The sequence below is a fragment of the Fictibacillus enclensis genome (assembly GCF_030123385.1).
GTDB lineage: Bacteria > Bacillota > Bacilli > Bacillales > Fictibacillaceae > Fictibacillus_C > Fictibacillus_C enclensis.
In genome coordinates this window covers 3,830,987-3,846,282 of sequence record NZ_CP126109.1, presented here as the reverse complement: position 1 = coordinate 3,846,282, position 15,296 = coordinate 3,830,987, and the positions used below count along the sequence as shown (strand labels likewise).

The following is a 15,296-nucleotide window of genomic DNA, read 5'->3' as shown; positions in this document are numbered from 1 at the left end:
AATAGTGTATACAATTAGTGTTCATAACACGAAAGGATGATTTATTATTCACTCGATTAAAGTTAACCACACTTCTGAAATGGAAAAGGCTATGCACAAGAATCATGGCATTGGTTACGCTGAGTATGAACGCAATCTTGACAAACGATTGGATATTGAACAAGAACGTGAAAAAGAATATCAAAAAAGTTTGGAAGTAAGTAATGAAATGGAACGAAAAATCCTATAGTATATGAAGTGGGATCAGCATTCAACCAATGAATGCTGATTTTCTGTTTGATTTATCTTTTTCCGGAAAGCTCATAAGGTTGAAGATAAAATAAATTTGTTATAATATTAGAATGAGAATAAATTGAGAATGGAATGAGAGAAGCTTTCATTCTTGTTCACATTAACAATATATTTCATTGAAATATAAGATGGAGGTAAATGCATATGTCTACACCAAACTTAAAGATTGAAAACCTGCGTGTTTCTATCGAAGACAAGGAAATTATCAAAGGGTTAAACCTTGAAATAAATGGCGGGGAAATCCATGCAATCATGGGACCGAACGGAACAGGTAAATCCACTTTATCTTCAGCGTTAATGGGGCACCCAAAGTATGAAGTAACCGAGGGTAACGTTACATTTGACGGAAAAGATCTTTTTGAGATGGAAGTTGATGAACGTGCAAAAGCAGGACTTTTCCTTGCAATGCAATACCCAAGTGAAGTAAGCGGTATTACGAATGCGGACTTTTTGCGCTCTGCCATTAACGCCCGCCGTGAGGAAGGCCAAGAAATCTCTCTCATGAAATTTATCCGTGAGCTTGATAAGAAAATGGAACTTCTTGAAATGGACAGCTCATTTGCACACCGTTACTTGAATGAAGGCTTCTCCGGTGGTGAAAAGAAACGCAACGAAATTCTTCAATTAATGATGATTGAACCGAAAATTGCAATTCTTGATGAAATTGACTCCGGTCTTGATATTGACGCACTTAAAGTTGTTGCCAAAGGCATAAATGAAATGAGAAACCCTGAGTTTGGCTGCTTGATCATCACTCACTACCAGCGTTTGCTTAACTACATTACGCCGGATAAAGTCCACGTAATGATGCAAGGACGCATTGTGAAATCAGGAGGACCTGAACTTGCACAGCGCCTTGAAGCAGAAGGCTATGACTGGATTAAGGAAGAACTCGGAATCGAAGACGAAACTGTTGGCCAAGAGGCGTAAGCAAGTTAGGAGGATTTGTACATGTCAGTTGAAACTTCATTTAAATACGACAAAGATTATGTAAGCAAGTTCTCTGAAAGCCGCCAGGAACCACAGTGGCTTTTAGACCTTCGCTTGCGCGCTTTGGAGCTTGCACAGCAGTTGCCAATGCCAAAGCCGGATAAAACGAAAATTGATAAATGGAACCTTACTGAATTTAACCATATCAGCAGCAAAGAGAACGGAACTGAGCTGCCTGAACAAGTAAAAGCCCTTATTGGTGAAGATGGGGAAGCAGGAAACCTTCTTGTCATTCAAAACGGGAAAACGCTTCGTTCATCAGTAACTGATGAATTGGCTGCACAAGGCGTAATTTTTACTGACCTTGTTACGGCTGCGAAAGAACATGGAGACCTTCTTCAGAAATATTTCATGCAGGATGGAGTCAGCGTTGATGAAAACCGTCTGACAGCTATTCACGCTGCCTTAGTCAACAATGGAGCGTTCATCCATGTTCCTAAAAATGTTGAAGTAAAGGCTCCGCTTCAAGCGATTTATTTCCATGATGATGAGCAGGCAGGACTTGTAAACCACGTCATCGTTGCAGCAGAAGACAACAGTTCTGTAACCTATGTTGAGAACTATCTTTCCACCAACAATGAAGGAGACTCTGTCTCCAATATCGTATCAGAAGTCTTTGCAGGTCCTGGAGCGAAAGTCGTTTACGGTGCCGTAGACAACTTGGCCAAAGGCATGACTTCTTATATTAACCGCAGAGGCCGTGCGGGACGCGATGCCAGAATTGAATGGGCTCTGGGTCAGCTGAACGACGGAAATACGGTTTCAGATAATACAACACACCTTGTAGGCGATGGGTCATTTACTGATACAAAAACGGTAAACATCGGCCAAGGTGATCAAAAGCAAAACTTTGTGGCTCAAATTTTCCACCACGGAAAAAGCTCAGAAGGCTACATCCTGACACATGGTGTAATGAAGGACGCTGCGAGTTCCATCTTTAACGGAATTACGAAGATCGAGCATGGTGCGACAAAATCGAACGGTGAACAGACAGAACGCGTCTTGATGCTGAGTGAAAAAGCACGTGGTGATGCCAACCCGATCCTGTTGATTGATGAGGACGATGTTACCGCGGGCCATGCTGCTTCAGTCGGACGAATCGATCCGATTCAATTGTTCTATCTTATGAGCCGCGGGATATCAAAAGCTGAGGCTGAACGATTGATCATCCATGGATTCCTTGGCCCTGTGGTGAACGAAATGCCGCTTGAATCCGTGAAAAAACGTTTGGTTGAGGTAATAGAAAGGAAAGTAAGATAATGAACGCACAAGAAGTAAGAAAGCTGTTTCCGATCCTGCATCAGGAAGTCAATGGAAAACCGCTTGTTTACTTTGATAGTGCCGCAACTTCCCAAAAGCCGGTACCTGTCATTGAAGCGCTGGAAAAGTATTACCGCGAATACAATTCAAACGTTCACCGTGGTGTCCATACCCTGGGTACCCGGGCAACGGATGCCTATGAAGGTGCACGCGAAAAAGTCCGCCGTTTTATTAATGCAAAATCCACGCAGGAAGTGATTTTTACACGGGGGACAACAACTTCTATCAATACAGTGGCAGCCAGCTACGGTTTGTCCAACCTGTCGGAGGGCGATGAGATTGTCATCACGCCGATGGAGCATCACAGCAACATTATTCCATGGCAGCAGGTGGCCAAGAAAACAGGAGCAACGCTTAAATATATTCCATTAAAAGAAGATGGTTCCATCGATCTTCAGGACGTGGAAAACACAGTTACTGAACATACTAAGATTGTATCGGTTATGCAAGTTTCCAATGTTCTTGGCACCATTAACCCCGTAAAGGAAATTGGCGCCATTGCCCATAAACACGGGGCGATAATGGTGGTTGACGGAGCACAGAGCACACCTCATTTGAAGGTCGATGTTCAAGACCTCGATTGTGACTTTTTTGCTTTTTCTTCCCATAAGATGTGCGGACCAACAGGCATTGGAGTCCTATACGGGAAAAAAGCGCTTCTCAGCAAGATGGAACCTGTAGAATTCGGCGGTGAGATGATTGATTTCGTTGATCTTTACGATTCAACATGGAAAGAACTGCCGTGGAAATTTGAAGGGGGTACCCCTATTATTGCAGGTGCCATTGGCCTTGGTGCCGCGATTGATTTTCTTTCGGATATTGGGCTGGACAATATCCACAGACATGAGGAAGAGCTTGCGAAGTATGCAATCGAACAGATGTCTGAAATGGAGGGAATTACGATTTACGGACCGAAAGAGCGTGCCGGCATTGTAACCTTCAATATCGACGACGTCCATCCACATGATGTGGCTACTGTACTAGATGCAGAAGGGATTGCCGTTCGTGCTGGCCATCATTGCGCACAGCCGCTGATGAAATGGTTAAATGCCTCTTCCACTGCCCGTGCAAGCTTTTATCTGTACAACACCAAAGACGAGATTGATTCTTTCGTAAAAGGATTGGTCACGACAAAGGAGTATTTCGGCCATGTCTTCTAATTTAGATCAGCTTTACCGCCAAGTCATTATGGATCACTACAAGAACCCGCGCAACAAGGGTCAGCTTGGTGAAGATACAGTGACCATTAATATGAATAACCCGACATGCGGTGACCGCATCCAGCTCCACCTGAAAGTGGAGGATGGAAAGATTGCTGATGCGAAGTTTGATGGCGAAGGCTGCTCCATCAGCCTGGCCTCTGCCAGTATGATGACGCAATCGGTAAAAGGCTTATCTGTTGAGGATGCGATCAAGCTTGCTCATATCTTTTATGATATGATGCTTGGAAAAGATTATGACGACACCTCTTTTGATCTGGGGGATATCGAAGCCCTTCAGGGTGTTTCCAAATTTCCTGCCAGAATCAAATGTGCAACACTTGCCTGGAAAGCAATGGAGAAGGGCGTCGGAAACGAAGAAGAGATTTAATAAAGCGAACAGGACAGGAGCAAGGTGCCCTGCCTGTTTCCTTGTGATAAATGCATGATGTGCTACAATAAGAATAAGTGCCATTGCAAGAGAATTGTATCCTTTAAGGAGGGATGAAACGATGGCTAAAAAAATGCCTGAAATCGGCGAATACAAGTATGGTTTTCGCGATAAAGACGTTTCGATTTTCCGCTCAAAACGCGGATTGACAAAAGAAATAGTAGAAGAGATCTCCAAAATGAAAAACGAACCACAATGGATGCTCGATTTCCGTTTGAAATCATTAGAGCAATTTTATAAAATGCCTATGCCTCAATGGGGCGGAAACCTAAAAGACTTAAACTTTGATGACATTACGTACTATGTAAAGCCGTCCGAGAAGTCTGAAAAGTCATGGGATGAAGTGCCGCCAGAAATTAAAGCGACATTCGACAAACTTGGAATCCCTGAAGCTGAGCAAAAATACCTTGCTGGCGTTTCTGCACAGTATGAATCAGAGGTTGTATATCACAATATGAAAGAAGATCTTACTGAATTGGGTATTCTGTTTACCGATACAGATACTGCGCTTCGTGAGCATGAAGAGATCTTCAAGCAGTATTTCGGTACTGTTATCCCTCCATCCGATAACAAGTTCGCAGCATTGAACTCAGCTGTATGGTCCGGCGGATCCTTTATCTATGTGCCAAAAGGTGTGAAATGTGATACTCCGCTGCAAGCCTATTTCCGAATTAACTCGGAAAACATGGGTCAATTCGAGCGTACATTGATCATTGCCGATGAGGACAGCTCTGTACATTACGTAGAAGGATGTACAGCACCGGTTTATTCAACCAATTCACTTCACAGTGCGGTTGTAGAAATCATTGTTAAGAAGAACGCCTATGCGCGTTACACAACGATTCAGAACTGGGCAAACAACATCTATAACCTTGTTACAAAGCGTGCGGTTGCCGAAGAAAATGCAACAATGGAATGGGTCGACGGAAACATTGGTTCACGTTTGACCATGAAATATCCTGCTGTTGTCATGAAAGGCCGCGGAGCAAAAGGCACTATCCTTTCCATCGCGATTGCCGGTAAAGGACAGCACCAGGATGCAGGGGCAAAAGTTCTTCACCTCGCACCTGACTGCTCATCCACCATTGTTTCGAAGTCCATTTCAAAACATGGCGGTAAAGTAACGTATCGCGGAATTTCACACTTTGGGCGCCGTTCTGAAGGATCCAAGTCCAATATCAAGTGTGATACGCTGATTATGGATAACCAATCCACATCAGATACCATTCCGTACAATGAAATTTTGAACAACAACATCACGCTGGAGCACGAAGCTACTGTTTCTAAAGTTTCAGAAGATCAATTGTTCTATCTCATGAGCCGCGGTATTTCTGAACAAGAAGCAACAGAAATGATCGTAATGGGCTTCATCGAGCCATTTACAAAAGAACTTCCAATGGAATATGCGGTTGAAATGAACCGTCTCATCAAGTTCGAGATGGAAGGTTCAATCGGTTAAATGATGAAAAGCCTTGGTATATAAGCAAAATACCGAGGCTTTTTTGTGTGTAAATTAGTGTCGTGCCAACTTTGTGCCAACTCAAAATTTTTTTAAGTTTAAAAAATCATCTTATTCAACAAACGGGCAGGTTAGTAATAAGCAGGAATCTTTTTAGTTACATAGAAATTATACATAGCATGGAGTTAACAACCAAGGAGTGATTTTTTTGGGGAGGCTTTAAAATAAGGTTGCACATTACTTAAATGTTAATCAAAGAGAACTTGTCAACACATTGCTTCCAAAAACATTAGAAGACATGAAAATTACATTTACAAACCAGGACTTGGATATTCATTTTGAGATGTTGCATTTGCTATTGGAAAGAGTATCCAAAAGCATGTTGGTAAGCAAAGAGGAAACCACAGAAAATGAGACGGGGTATGATTCTCTAAACTACTTCTTCGACAAAGGAGTTCAATTAAAACAGACTGTTGCTGTACTTAGCTCATTTCGGTTGTCATTGCTCAAATTTTTGCGACAGTCGCAAATCATTGACAAAAGCGAAATGGAACAAGGGTTGGAGATTTATGAAAATATTATCTTTGCTTTTGATGAAGCGATTCGAATGACAACACAGAAGTTCAACGACCAAGCGGAAATCGCTCAATTTTGGATGGACCGAGAACTGGATGATGTCAATGCCTCAGTAGTTTGTATTAATGAAACTCATGCAGTTATGCCCCTGGTGGGAAAATTTTCGCCATCACGCATGAATAATCTACTGCATCATACATTACGACAATCATCTCTACAAGATGTTCAAAAATTGATAATAGACTTTTCTGGAGTTTTAAATTTTGATAAAGAACTCGGTATATTGTTGTTTGACTTAATTCATGGGTTGAAAATGCAAGGCATAGAAGTTGTTATCACCGGAATAGCACCATATATGGCTAAAACTTTAACAGAACTTAGTTTGGATTTTTCCAATCTTAAGCTATACGGGAACTTAAAACAGGCATTATAAAGATGACACTTGAAAATCTGTGTATACATAGTATGTAGCAAGAAATTGAAATATTGTACTTAAACATACGGGTGCGATTGTTGAAGAAATACGACTATTTATTGAAAAAAAGACCTTGGTATTAGTTTTATACCAAGGTTTTTTACGTAGAGAATGGATCGCTTCTTTTTTGCGTGGTTTTATTTCTCTTTGTATAAACGGAGAATTTATTTAGTTCATCAGCTTCAATTTTGTCCGTAACATCTAAATAAATATCAGCTGTAGTCTTTATCGTTTGATGTCCGAGGCGCTGCGAAACATATTTAATGCTTGCTCCTGCTTCAAGTAATAAAACAGCATGTGTATGTCTGAAAACATGTGTGCCTTTGTAACTGACATTTGCTTTTGTGCAGTAGCCCTGAAATGTCTCACGTATTATAGAGGGGGTAAGATACCTCCCAAGAAAATTTTGGAATATAATCCCATCGTTATTCCGTTTGAATTGATTGTGTTTTAAGATCATCTGGTTTTGTAACAGCTTGAACTTTTTAAGTTCAGCTACTAATCCTTCATCAAGTTTAATTGTTCTATAAGAGGATGAATTCTTAAGGGAAGTTATCATTGTGTTATTGTTATCATCACGGCTAGTTTGTCTTTCAATCGTTAATTTATCACCCTTAAGGTCAGTCCATTGTAAGGCAAGTGCTTCGCTTATTCTTAATCCTGTTTGGCTTAGTAAATAAATAAGCATAAAGTACAGACGATACTCCTTATACCTTTGATGCTGATAAGTTTCCATAAAGTCAAGTAATCGATTTAAATCACTTAAAGAATAATATTTAATATCTTTATTAATCCGTATCTTATCTTTAACGGGTATTTTCAATTTGTTCGTTGGATCTTTGTCTAATATCTCCATATCGTGAACCGAATAATGGAATATGCTTTTGAGTACTGATAAATATTTTAATCGAGATCCATAGGAGTAAACCTCATGTCCGTTTTCATCTTTGAATTCAGCATAATGATTCATCCATTTCTTAATCTCAGGCCTTTTTATTCTAATTAACTTTTTATTCCCGAAATAAGGGAGTATGTGTATTCTTACTATGACTTCTAATTGTCGAAAAGTAGAATCTTTAACAGAGGATTTTTTATGGTTATATAACCATTCTTGTACAACATCATCAAACATTAAATCCCGGTCATTTAGTGTGTGGCCATAATAAATTTTTTCTTCTACAGCATTTGCCTCTATTTGGGCTTCTTTTTTTGTACGAAAAGTCCCAATACTCATTAATTTTCCATGTTTAAAAACACGCGCTTGCCACATCCCACTGCTTAGTTTTCGGAAATTAGCCATCCATGTTTCTCCTCTATTTTAGTTTTTTATTTAAGAAGAGCAGATTTTAAAACAGTTAGAAATTTTTAAGTTCAATTCTCCATTACTTTTAATAATCCATCAGCAAAGTATGTAGAGGATGATCCGCATCTGTGACAATAACGAGATGACTTATCAAGTATTTCTCCACAACCTCCATGAAAATCATGCCATTTATTATTTCTCTTTGAATCTTGGTATGAAGATCCCGTACATTTGTTTAATAAAAAAACACCACAGATATTGCAATAATTTGATTCGGAAGGTAAGTAGCCATTTTCGCACTTCGGGCATACCTTTTGAGTCTTGTTCAAGTTTTGGTTTGTTAATATACCTAAATTTATCAAATCATTCCGGCAAAGATTTTCTTCTTTTGTTAGATTGTTGCTGCCGCAACATGGACAAAAGTCTACCTGAGCAGTTGAAAAGAGATAATTACAGCTCAAGCATCGTTGAGTATTCTTAATCTTAAAAATGAATTCTTGAAATAATTGGATAACTGGGTGGCTAGGAGAATACTTAATACCAAATTGAGCACCTTGCTTTATAAACTTATATACATTTATAGAAGCCTCACTTGATATGTCGCATAAATTAGAAATGTCATTTGGGTCATTGATCTTTAGTTCGTTTAAGACTGGAGGAGGGGCTAATAGTTCTCTTGCGAAGCAGTTTGCTTCACTTTCGAATTCGTTGTATTCATCTTCTGTAAGTGAACTTCTAGCCAAGGAAGAATTATTGCTGATTTTGTTATGGTTCATGACATAATGTCCAAGTTCATGGGCAAGAGTCCACCTTTTCCTGCCCTTACTAGGTATCTTATCGTTGTATAAAATCAAATACTCATCTAAGGATTCATAATATAAACAGCATCCTTCATGACTGTTTACGAGATTACAAACTTCTTTATGTGAAAATCCTCTCTTTTTTGCAAACCAAGAATAAGTTCTTATTTTTAGATTCGGGAAACTGTATGCAATTTGTTTCACCCGAACAGGCAATTCTTTTACGGTACTATTCTTCAAAACATTATCTGCAGATTTCTGGGCTTTAACGAAGTCCGCTTTATAGGTCGTCTTCCTCGTCAAATTCATCACCCTCTTCATTTTCTGTATCTAAAAATGAAAGTTTCAGCATTTTTATCATATTTTCCATTCTTTCTCTGTCTTTACCTGTAAGTTTATTTCTTTGTCTTTGAATTTGCTTAAGATCATTATCATCTAGTGAGATATTTGAATATGGATTATTCGTGCTGCCTAAAAGGTAATCAGTTGTTACGTTAAAAATGTTCGACATTTCTAGTAAGACATTCCCTGGTGGGACGACCCTGCCCGATTCGTAATTTGCCACGTTAGATCTTTTCATATCTAATTTTTGTGCTAATTCTTCTTGAGAAAATTCATTTTCCTGTCTGCATTTTTTTATGCGGGTTCCAATTAACTTCTTTCTTTCAATGTCCATTATAATTCCTCCAAGACAAAATACGTTTATTAAAATGACGTTTTTATTATTGACGTGCTTTTTAGTGTGTGTTATGGTTTAATTGTCAATTAAAAACACAATTTATAGAGAGGTGATATTTTGAATAACGTAAAGCTTCGCCGATCGCGCTTTCGCTTTTTACGTAAGAAGTTCAATATTACCCAGCGTCAGTTATCTATCGATTTAGATGTTAGTGAAAGCCACATTCGGAATATTGAAAGCGGAAGAGGTAATCCAGATGCAAAGCTATTATTTAGATTAACGAAGTATTTTGACACAACACCGGAATACTTATTTCCAGATTTAGCTGACGTAGCCATTAAAAAGTTTACTAAAAAAACATGTTGTCATTATTATAAACGTCCAGTTTAATTACTACAACACCGGCTGACATAGTTTTAATAAAGAGGAGGTTTTCTAATGTCTAATCAATCAGTGCAAATAGAAAGTGCCCCAAAACTAATTGAAGTACAGGTGGATGAAGAAGCAATCAAGCGAATGTACCATGAAGCAATTGAAAGAAGAATTGAAAAGCTGGAAAATGAGTTAGTTTATTGGGATTCTAATGAGTTAAAAAGGCGCACTTGTATGAGCTGGAATACTATTCTTAATAATTTTTTCTTTGAAAAGGATTTTCCGAAAATCAAAGTAGGTGGTAAGTGGTATTTTCCGGCCACAGAAACAAAAAAGTTTTTAACACAGTGGCTATATCAATTAAAGTAAATTGGTGCAGTTAAGGAGTGAGTTTAATGGCAGAAGTTAAATGGATTAAACTAAGTGTTCAGATGTTTGAAGACGAAAAAATCCGATTAATTGAGAGTATGCCTGAAGCTGATATGCTGCTTATTATTTGGGTAAAGCTCCTAGCTCAAGCTGGTAAGACAAATGCAAATGGCTATATCTACTTGAATGAGAAAGTTCCTTACACAGATGAAATGTTGGCTACGATATTTAATCGGCCGCTCAATATTGTACGACTGGCTCTTAAAACATTCCAAGATTTTGGAATGATTGAGATGACAGATGATGAATTCATTGCGATCAGCAACTGGGAGAAACACCAAAACGTTGAAGGACTTGATAAGATCCGCCAGCAGACCCGAGATAGAGTAGCGAAACATAGGGAAATGAAAAAGCTTAAGGCTGGTAACGATACTGGTAACGTTACACTAACGCAAGGTAACGCAACAGATATAGAAGTAGAAATAGATAAAGATATAAATATAGAAAAAGAAATAGATAAAATAAAAGATCGTAAAAACACAGGATTAAAAAACTCTAAAATCCATGAATATTACCATTCTAATTTTGGCAAAGCGAATGCTCAAACCCAAAGAGAATTAAAAGTATGGATAGAAATATTGAATGAAGAGTTGGTAATGGAAGCATTGAAGCGCTCGGTTGCAGCTAAAAAAGCATCATGGTCTTACGCAAGGGGTATCCTCTCGAACTGGGTGAAAAGCTACGTTCATAATTTATCGGATGTGAAAGTACTGGATAACAATTTCGCTAAAAAGCGTAAGGAGGGTGAACATGGCAAGCCGTCTGAACAACATTATCGAAACACTACGCCAGAAGCATTTACAATCACCGGTGGACAGGTGGGAAGGATTGGAAGAGGAAGACAAGCCTAATTGCTCAATTTGCAACGACAAGGAGATTGTCATCTATCGAGTACACAAAGATACAGAATGGCAGTGGAATGAGACCTTGCAATCGTGTGTACCAGTCAGTAGAGTTCTAGAAGTTGATTACCATCTTGGGAGGGTGTGTTCTCCTGGGGATGCTTGGGAATGGCACGACAGTTACTCAGAAAGGTGCAGTTGTGTGAAACAGAAAAGCATTAAGAACTTGCTGCGGTCCTCTGAAATTACTGAGCAGTTTAGAAAACATGAGTTTAAAAGCTTTGTGACCGAAGGAAAGGACCAGGTGATAAAGGACGCCTACCAATGTGCGAAAGAATATATTTTAGAATTTGACGAAATTAAAAGAAGCAGATCTAATAGCATTGCCTTACTGGGACAACCGGGTAGTGGAAAAACCCATCTGCTCACAGCTATAGCCAATAGCTTAATGAAAAACAAGCAAGTATCGGTTCTTTATTTTCCATACGTCGAAGGCTTTGACGATCTAAAAGATGATTTCGAAAAACTAGAAGAGAAGATGAGTAGAATGAAAAAGGTAGATGTGTTGTTTATCGACGATCTCTTCAAGCCGGTGGGAAAAAGCAGATGGCCGCGAGCCACTGAATGGCAGATCGAAAAAATGTATGCCCTCATCAACTACCGATACTTGAATCATCTTCCTATCTTAATTTCTTCCGAGTTAACGGTAGATGAATTGGAACATATTGATGAAGCGTTAGGAACTCGTATTTATGAAATGTGTAAGCATTATATGGTACTTATTCTAGGAGAAAAGAAGCGATTAAACCAGAGGCTCAGTTAGAAAAGTTTATTTCCATGTTACGAATTATCATGCGATGCAAACTGCAGATGTATGGGTTTTTCTTAAGGAAGAGTACCATTAAATTCATGCTATATGGTTACATGGGTGGAATATATTAGTATCCTGCAGGTGATTAATGATTTTTTCGAAATAGTATTATTATTCTAATAATACAAAAGACCTGTTTTCCCTGTTATCTATTACCTATAAAGTAAAAATATAGTACAATGCAGTCGAGTGTACAAATCTATATTCTCTGTTATTGTAGAATAATCTGGATTTGAAGCTCATTTTAATATGATTACACCTCAGAAATTGGCAAATATCACAATCTAATAACGATTTATGCTTCCCAAAAAAGAAATCAAAACATCTAGGTTTTTCATACTGATGATCCTTTACTTCATGGATGGTAATTCATCTCGCAAAATATCTTTTGAAAATGTCCAAATGTTTAAGCTGGAGAAAAAGAAGTCTCCACTTTAAGCTTCAAAAGTTAAATGTTATGCGACTAAACATGAAAGGAGTGATCTGTTTTGGCTGTAAAAAGATTAACCTACCTTGATTTAAAAGACGCAAAAAGCATTAGAACTTTTAACAACGAGACATATATTCTAAAAGGAACACTTGCGGTAGATGAAGAGAATGGGAATATTGAAAAGTTGGCGGACATTTATTATCGAGTAAGAACAGCCATTGGGCAAGACGAACAGATCATTGCAAAACGCAAAAACACATTTGACGAGTTGTTACAGGTAAATTCGAACAAAAGATTTGCAAAAAAGAAATATAAACCTTGAAGTGATCGTGGCAGCAACATGTGTTCAGAATGGACACCATACAACTGAATATAAGTGCCTTCCTCTAAAGCAGACACATAGGGGTTCGGTTAACAGATAAGGTTAGGCGAGTGATTCCTAAAACTGGTCGGTGTCGAACTATTCCGTACAGGTTCTTCGTATAATGCCAAAAACGATGTGCTTTGTTGGGCAGAGACATCATATCTCTGACAATCCAACATAGGGTTCTGTTCCAGCCATAAACAGATATAAAATTTTTGTAATCTTCTGATTAGATGTTGCTGCCACGACATCTTCCCGAAAGGGTGACTACATTGAAAAAACATCTGCTCCTTGGGTTCATTGCCATTTTTTTAATTCTTGCAGCATGTGGAAAAGACAGTACATTTACTGATATGAATTTTGATGAATTAAAAAGCTTTGTTTCGGATAAAGAAACAGGATTTATTTTCTTTGGGTATGACAAAGAAGATCTAGACAAAAACAAAGAGCAAGTTAGTAAAGCGTTAGAGAAGAATGACTCCAAAAGCCGTTTCTTCAATTATCGTAAAGAAGTATCGAATAAGCAGTCCCAGACGTTCAAAAAGGATACGGGAACAGAACAATCCAGGGATTCTTTAGGTTATTACGATAAGGGAGTTTTAATGGCTGAATTTGAAATGCCAAATAATTGGACTGATGAAAAAGTGAAGGATTTAAATAAGTTTATAAGCCAAATTAGCGAATAAAAGGAGTGGATAATATGAGTGAAAAGGTTACTGCAAAACTGCTAAAGAAACAAAAGGAAAAAGTTGAAAAGCTTATGTCCGTTTTCGGTACCGAATATAATGATTGGCTTTATGAACAACATGAGAAGTATTTGAAAGAAAATAACGACCGGGCCTTAGAAGAATTGTTGAAAATAAAAGAACAATATTCCTAAAAACAAACACCCTTAGATGAGCATGATCGAGAAGAACACCTGCAAGCTAACAATAAAATTCCAGTGGAGGGATAATGATGTTAGATCTGTTAAATCACATGGTGTTGGGTGCAGCTGATGGAATGGACGGCCTAATCAAAACCGGAACTTCGATTCTTAAATGGGCTCAACGTTTGGGCTTAATTGGAGCAGCTATTGCGTTTTGTATCGGTGGTTACTACTTAATGCTTGGTGGAGATCGAGGTCGTGGTCGTTCAGTAGGATGGTTCATTGGTGGAGCAGTGGGATTGGTTATTGTAATGGGAGCGTATGGTTTGGCATCTGGAATCGACACTAATATAAAATTCGGTGGATAAAAAATTCTGAAATGACCTTAATTTATAAGAAAGAGCTCACTTGAACAAAGTTGAGCTCTTTTTATTTTTATTGAAGGGTGTGACAATATGCTGCAGGTTGTATTTACTGAACTAAATGATAATAGCATTAAGAAATTTGAACGAATTGATTTTGTAGAAGCTGTAAAACAAACCATGATATTGGAGCAGAAGTACCGAGAAGAAAAGAAAATAATAAGTGGAAGCTTTTATCTAATTGAAAGTGAAAATGATAGCACAGCACTTTATACTGGGACCTTCAAATTTGGTTCAAGGTATGCCCCGAATCTCTACATTCATATTAAGAAGAAGCTGGAAGAAATAAAAATGAACCGGCAGCAACAACGAGACCGTATTGAATTGATTGCAAAAATGGAAGATGGACTACCAGAGATTTATAAAAAGGAAGAAGTGATTGAGAATGCGCATTTGCTTAACCTCAATGTTAGCCGCATCTCAAGATTGAAGAAATGGCAGAGACGTTCGATTTATGCTCTGACTGGACTATTAGGTTTAGCGTTAATCGGTACGATCTTCTACATGGTCATGCTTGTGGCCCAATACGATGTGGCTTATTCAAAAGAACAGGATAAATTGGCTGCTCAAGGTAAACAATTGGATATTTACGAACAAGGACTGTTAGGAAAGCATGATGCGTTATTAGATTATTTTAAAGCAAATAAAATTAACCTGAGTGACGAAGAAAAGAAGATCTACGCCAATTTATTATTAAAAGACAGAAAGTACAAAGAGTTGGTTTCCCTGTACAACAACGATTCAGGCTATATTGCAACCATGATCTCAAAGCAGGGTGACATGGATGCTCTTAGAGCATTTGATAAAAACTTTCCTTCGAATGAAGGCAAATTTGATCTTTTTTATGCTGATAAGAAATACAACGAGTTGTTAGCCGTAAAAGATGTTGATATGACCGTTAAAAGAAGTGAAATGAAAACCTATGCATTGATGAAAACAGGGAAAATTGAAGAAGCGAACGCTGAGCTTGCCAATAATAATAACAAGGATTTAAAAGCGAAGATCACCCAATATGAAAAGTTATCGAAAGAATTAAAGGAGTTTAATGAGGCGATAAAAGTGGCGAAAAATAGTAAAAAAGCCAAGGAAGTAAAGGCTTTATCAAAAAAGAAAACCGATTTGGAAAAACAATTTAACGCCATTTAAAGGATGCTC

At 38.2% G+C, this 15,296-nt stretch carries 19 protein-coding genes; 16 read left to right on the top strand and 3 right to left on the bottom strand.

The window, feature by feature from the left end:
* The first annotated feature begins 79 nt into the window (after positions 1-79).
* The 7 genes from QNH15_RS26335 to QNH15_RS20065 all read left to right on the top strand — a co-directional run bounded on the left by QNH15_RS26335 (position 80) and on the right by QNH15_RS20065 (position 6,719).
* Positions 80-229 carry a YuzK family famiily protein gene (locus QNH15_RS26335; protein WP_206738150.1) on the top strand — a complete coding sequence of 50 codons (150 nt, stop codon included), beginning with the start codon at positions 80-82 and terminating at the stop codon, positions 227-229.
* Positions 230-435: 206 nt separating this feature from the next.
* Positions 436-1,221, top strand: coding sequence for a Fe-S cluster assembly ATPase SufC (sufC, locus tag QNH15_RS20090; protein WP_283889989.1), 786 nt, complete (start codon positions 436-438; stop codon positions 1,219-1,221).
* 21 nt (positions 1,222-1,242) lie between these two features.
* Complete coding sequence (gene sufD / locus QNH15_RS20085) at positions 1,243-2,541, top strand: Fe-S cluster assembly protein SufD (RefSeq protein WP_283889987.1); 1,299 nt, start codon at positions 1,243-1,245, stop codon at positions 2,539-2,541.
* A complete protein-coding gene (locus QNH15_RS20080; RefSeq protein ID WP_283889984.1) occupies positions 2,541-3,761 on the top strand; it encodes a cysteine desulfurase in 1,221 nt (406 codons plus the stop codon). The genes sufD and QNH15_RS20080 overlap by 1 nt, the downstream gene beginning before the upstream one ends.
* Positions 3,751-4,191 (top strand): Fe-S cluster assembly sulfur transfer protein SufU, encoded by a 441-nt coding sequence (gene sufU / locus QNH15_RS20075; protein ID WP_283889983.1) that lies wholly within the window; start codon positions 3,751-3,753, stop codon positions 4,189-4,191. Before QNH15_RS20080 ends, sufU begins: the two co-directional genes overlap by 11 nt.
* 121 nt (positions 4,192-4,312) lie before the next feature.
* Positions 4,313-5,710: a Fe-S cluster assembly protein SufB gene (sufB, locus tag QNH15_RS20070; protein WP_061972198.1), complete on the top strand. Its 1,398-nt coding sequence runs from the start codon at positions 4,313-4,315 to the stop codon at positions 5,708-5,710.
* A gap of 379 nt (positions 5,711-6,089) precedes the next feature.
* Complete coding sequence (locus tag QNH15_RS20065) at positions 6,090-6,719, top strand: STAS domain-containing protein (RefSeq protein WP_283889981.1); 630 nt, start codon at positions 6,090-6,092, stop codon at positions 6,717-6,719.
* Positions 6,720-6,861: 142 nt separating this feature from the next.
* On the opposite strand, the gene QNH15_RS20060 is transcribed toward QNH15_RS20065, so the two are convergent.
* The 3 genes from QNH15_RS20060 to QNH15_RS20050 all read right to left on the bottom strand — a co-directional run bounded on the left by QNH15_RS20060 (position 6,862) and on the right by QNH15_RS20050 (position 9,540).
* The gene (locus QNH15_RS20060; protein ID WP_283889979.1) at positions 6,862-8,061 is read right to left on the bottom strand and encodes a tyrosine-type recombinase/integrase; all 1,200 of its coding nucleotides are present in this window, start codon (positions 8,059-8,061) and stop codon (positions 6,862-6,864) included.
* Between the two features lie 71 nt (positions 8,062-8,132).
* Positions 8,133-9,167: an ImmA/IrrE family metallo-endopeptidase gene (locus tag QNH15_RS20055; protein WP_283889977.1), complete on the bottom strand. Its 1,035-nt coding sequence runs from the start codon at positions 9,165-9,167 to the stop codon at positions 8,133-8,135.
* The gene (locus tag QNH15_RS20050; RefSeq protein ID WP_283889975.1) at positions 9,145-9,540 is read right to left on the bottom strand and encodes a helix-turn-helix domain-containing protein; all 396 of its coding nucleotides are present in this window, start codon (positions 9,538-9,540) and stop codon (positions 9,145-9,147) included. Before QNH15_RS20050 ends, QNH15_RS20055 begins: the two co-directional genes overlap by 23 nt.
* Before the next feature lie 120 nt (positions 9,541-9,660).
* Here QNH15_RS20050 and QNH15_RS20045 point away from each other — a divergent pair, with 120 nt between their 5' ends.
* The 9 genes from QNH15_RS20045 (at position 9,661) to QNH15_RS20005 (ending at position 15,287) form a co-directional block, all read left to right on the top strand.
* Positions 9,661-9,933, top strand: a complete 273-nt coding sequence (locus QNH15_RS20045; RefSeq protein WP_283889974.1) for a helix-turn-helix transcriptional regulator — start codon at positions 9,661-9,663, stop codon at positions 9,931-9,933.
* 48 nt (positions 9,934-9,981) lie between these two features.
* Positions 9,982-10,284, top strand: a complete 303-nt coding sequence (locus QNH15_RS20040; RefSeq protein WP_283889971.1) for a group-specific protein — start codon at positions 9,982-9,984, stop codon at positions 10,282-10,284.
* Positions 10,285-10,310: 26 nt separating this feature from the next.
* Positions 10,311-11,195 carry a phage replisome organizer N-terminal domain-containing protein gene (locus QNH15_RS20035; protein ID WP_283889969.1) on the top strand — a complete coding sequence of 295 codons (885 nt, stop codon included), beginning with the start codon at positions 10,311-10,313 and terminating at the stop codon, positions 11,193-11,195.
* Positions 11,095-12,009 carry a DnaA ATPase domain-containing protein gene (locus tag QNH15_RS20030; protein WP_283889967.1) on the top strand — a complete coding sequence of 305 codons (915 nt, stop codon included), beginning with the start codon at positions 11,095-11,097 and terminating at the stop codon, positions 12,007-12,009. Before QNH15_RS20035 ends, QNH15_RS20030 begins: the two co-directional genes overlap by 101 nt.
* Positions 12,010-12,545: 536 nt before the next feature.
* Positions 12,546-12,809 carry a hypothetical protein gene (locus QNH15_RS20025; RefSeq protein WP_129480031.1) on the top strand — a complete coding sequence of 88 codons (264 nt, stop codon included), beginning with the start codon at positions 12,546-12,548 and terminating at the stop codon, positions 12,807-12,809.
* Positions 12,810-13,123: 314 nt separating this feature from the next.
* Positions 13,124-13,537, top strand: a complete 414-nt coding sequence (locus QNH15_RS20020; RefSeq protein ID WP_283889961.1) for a hypothetical protein — start codon at positions 13,124-13,126, stop codon at positions 13,535-13,537.
* A 14-nt stretch (positions 13,538-13,551) separates the two neighbouring features.
* Positions 13,552-13,731 (top strand): hypothetical protein, encoded by a 180-nt coding sequence (locus QNH15_RS20015; RefSeq protein WP_283889959.1) that lies wholly within the window; start codon positions 13,552-13,554, stop codon positions 13,729-13,731.
* Between the two features lie 77 nt (positions 13,732-13,808).
* On the top strand, positions 13,809-14,087 hold the full coding sequence (locus QNH15_RS20010) for a hypothetical protein (RefSeq protein ID WP_283895676.1): 279 nt from the start codon (positions 13,809-13,811) through the stop codon (positions 14,085-14,087).
* An 87-nt stretch (positions 14,088-14,174) separates the two neighbouring features.
* Positions 14,175-15,287, top strand: coding sequence for a hypothetical protein (locus tag QNH15_RS20005; RefSeq protein WP_283889957.1), 1,113 nt, complete (start codon positions 14,175-14,177; stop codon positions 15,285-15,287).
* Positions 15,288-15,296: the final 9 nt, after the last annotated feature.

What these genes read in the sequence shown, in the direction of transcription:
- QNH15_RS20035 (WP_283889969.1), top strand. Translation starts at nt 10,311, where the DNA reads ATGGCAGAAGTTAAATGGATTAAACTAAGTGTTCAGATGTTTGAAGAC.
- QNH15_RS20005 (WP_283889957.1), top strand. Translation starts at nt 14,175, where the DNA reads ATGCTGCAGGTTGTATTTACTGAACTAAATGATAATAGCATTAAGAAA.
- QNH15_RS20040 (WP_283889971.1), top strand. Translation starts at nt 9,982, where the DNA reads ATGTCTAATCAATCAGTGCAAATAGAAAGTGCCCCAAAACTAATTGAA.
- QNH15_RS20010 (WP_283895676.1), top strand. Translation starts at nt 13,809, where the DNA reads ATGTTAGATCTGTTAAATCACATGGTGTTGGGTGCAGCTGATGGAATG.
- QNH15_RS20080 (WP_283889984.1), top strand. Translation starts at nt 2,541, where the DNA reads ATGAACGCACAAGAAGTAAGAAAGCTGTTTCCGATCCTGCATCAGGAA.
- sufB (WP_061972198.1), top strand. Translation starts at nt 4,313, where the DNA reads ATGGCTAAAAAAATGCCTGAAATCGGCGAATACAAGTATGGTTTTCGC.
- QNH15_RS20060 (WP_283889979.1), bottom strand. Translation starts at nt 8,061, where the DNA reads ATGGCTAATTTCCGAAAACTAAGCAGTGGGATGTGGCAAGCGCGTGTT.
- sufU (WP_283889983.1), top strand. Translation starts at nt 3,751, where the DNA reads ATGTCTTCTAATTTAGATCAGCTTTACCGCCAAGTCATTATGGATCAC.
- QNH15_RS26335 (WP_206738150.1), top strand. Translation starts at nt 80, where the DNA reads ATGGAAAAGGCTATGCACAAGAATCATGGCATTGGTTACGCTGAGTAT.
- sufD (WP_283889987.1), top strand. Translation starts at nt 1,243, where the DNA reads ATGTCAGTTGAAACTTCATTTAAATACGACAAAGATTATGTAAGCAAG.
- QNH15_RS20050 (WP_283889975.1), bottom strand. Translation starts at nt 9,540, where the DNA reads ATGGACATTGAAAGAAAGAAGTTAATTGGAACCCGCATAAAAAAATGC.
- QNH15_RS20065 (WP_283889981.1), top strand. Translation starts at nt 6,090, where the DNA reads ATGTTGGTAAGCAAAGAGGAAACCACAGAAAATGAGACGGGGTATGAT.
- sufC (WP_283889989.1), top strand. Translation starts at nt 436, where the DNA reads ATGTCTACACCAAACTTAAAGATTGAAAACCTGCGTGTTTCTATCGAA.
- QNH15_RS20030 (WP_283889967.1), top strand. Translation starts at nt 11,095, where the DNA reads ATGGCAAGCCGTCTGAACAACATTATCGAAACACTACGCCAGAAGCAT.
- QNH15_RS20015 (WP_283889959.1), top strand. Translation starts at nt 13,552, where the DNA reads ATGAGTGAAAAGGTTACTGCAAAACTGCTAAAGAAACAAAAGGAAAAA.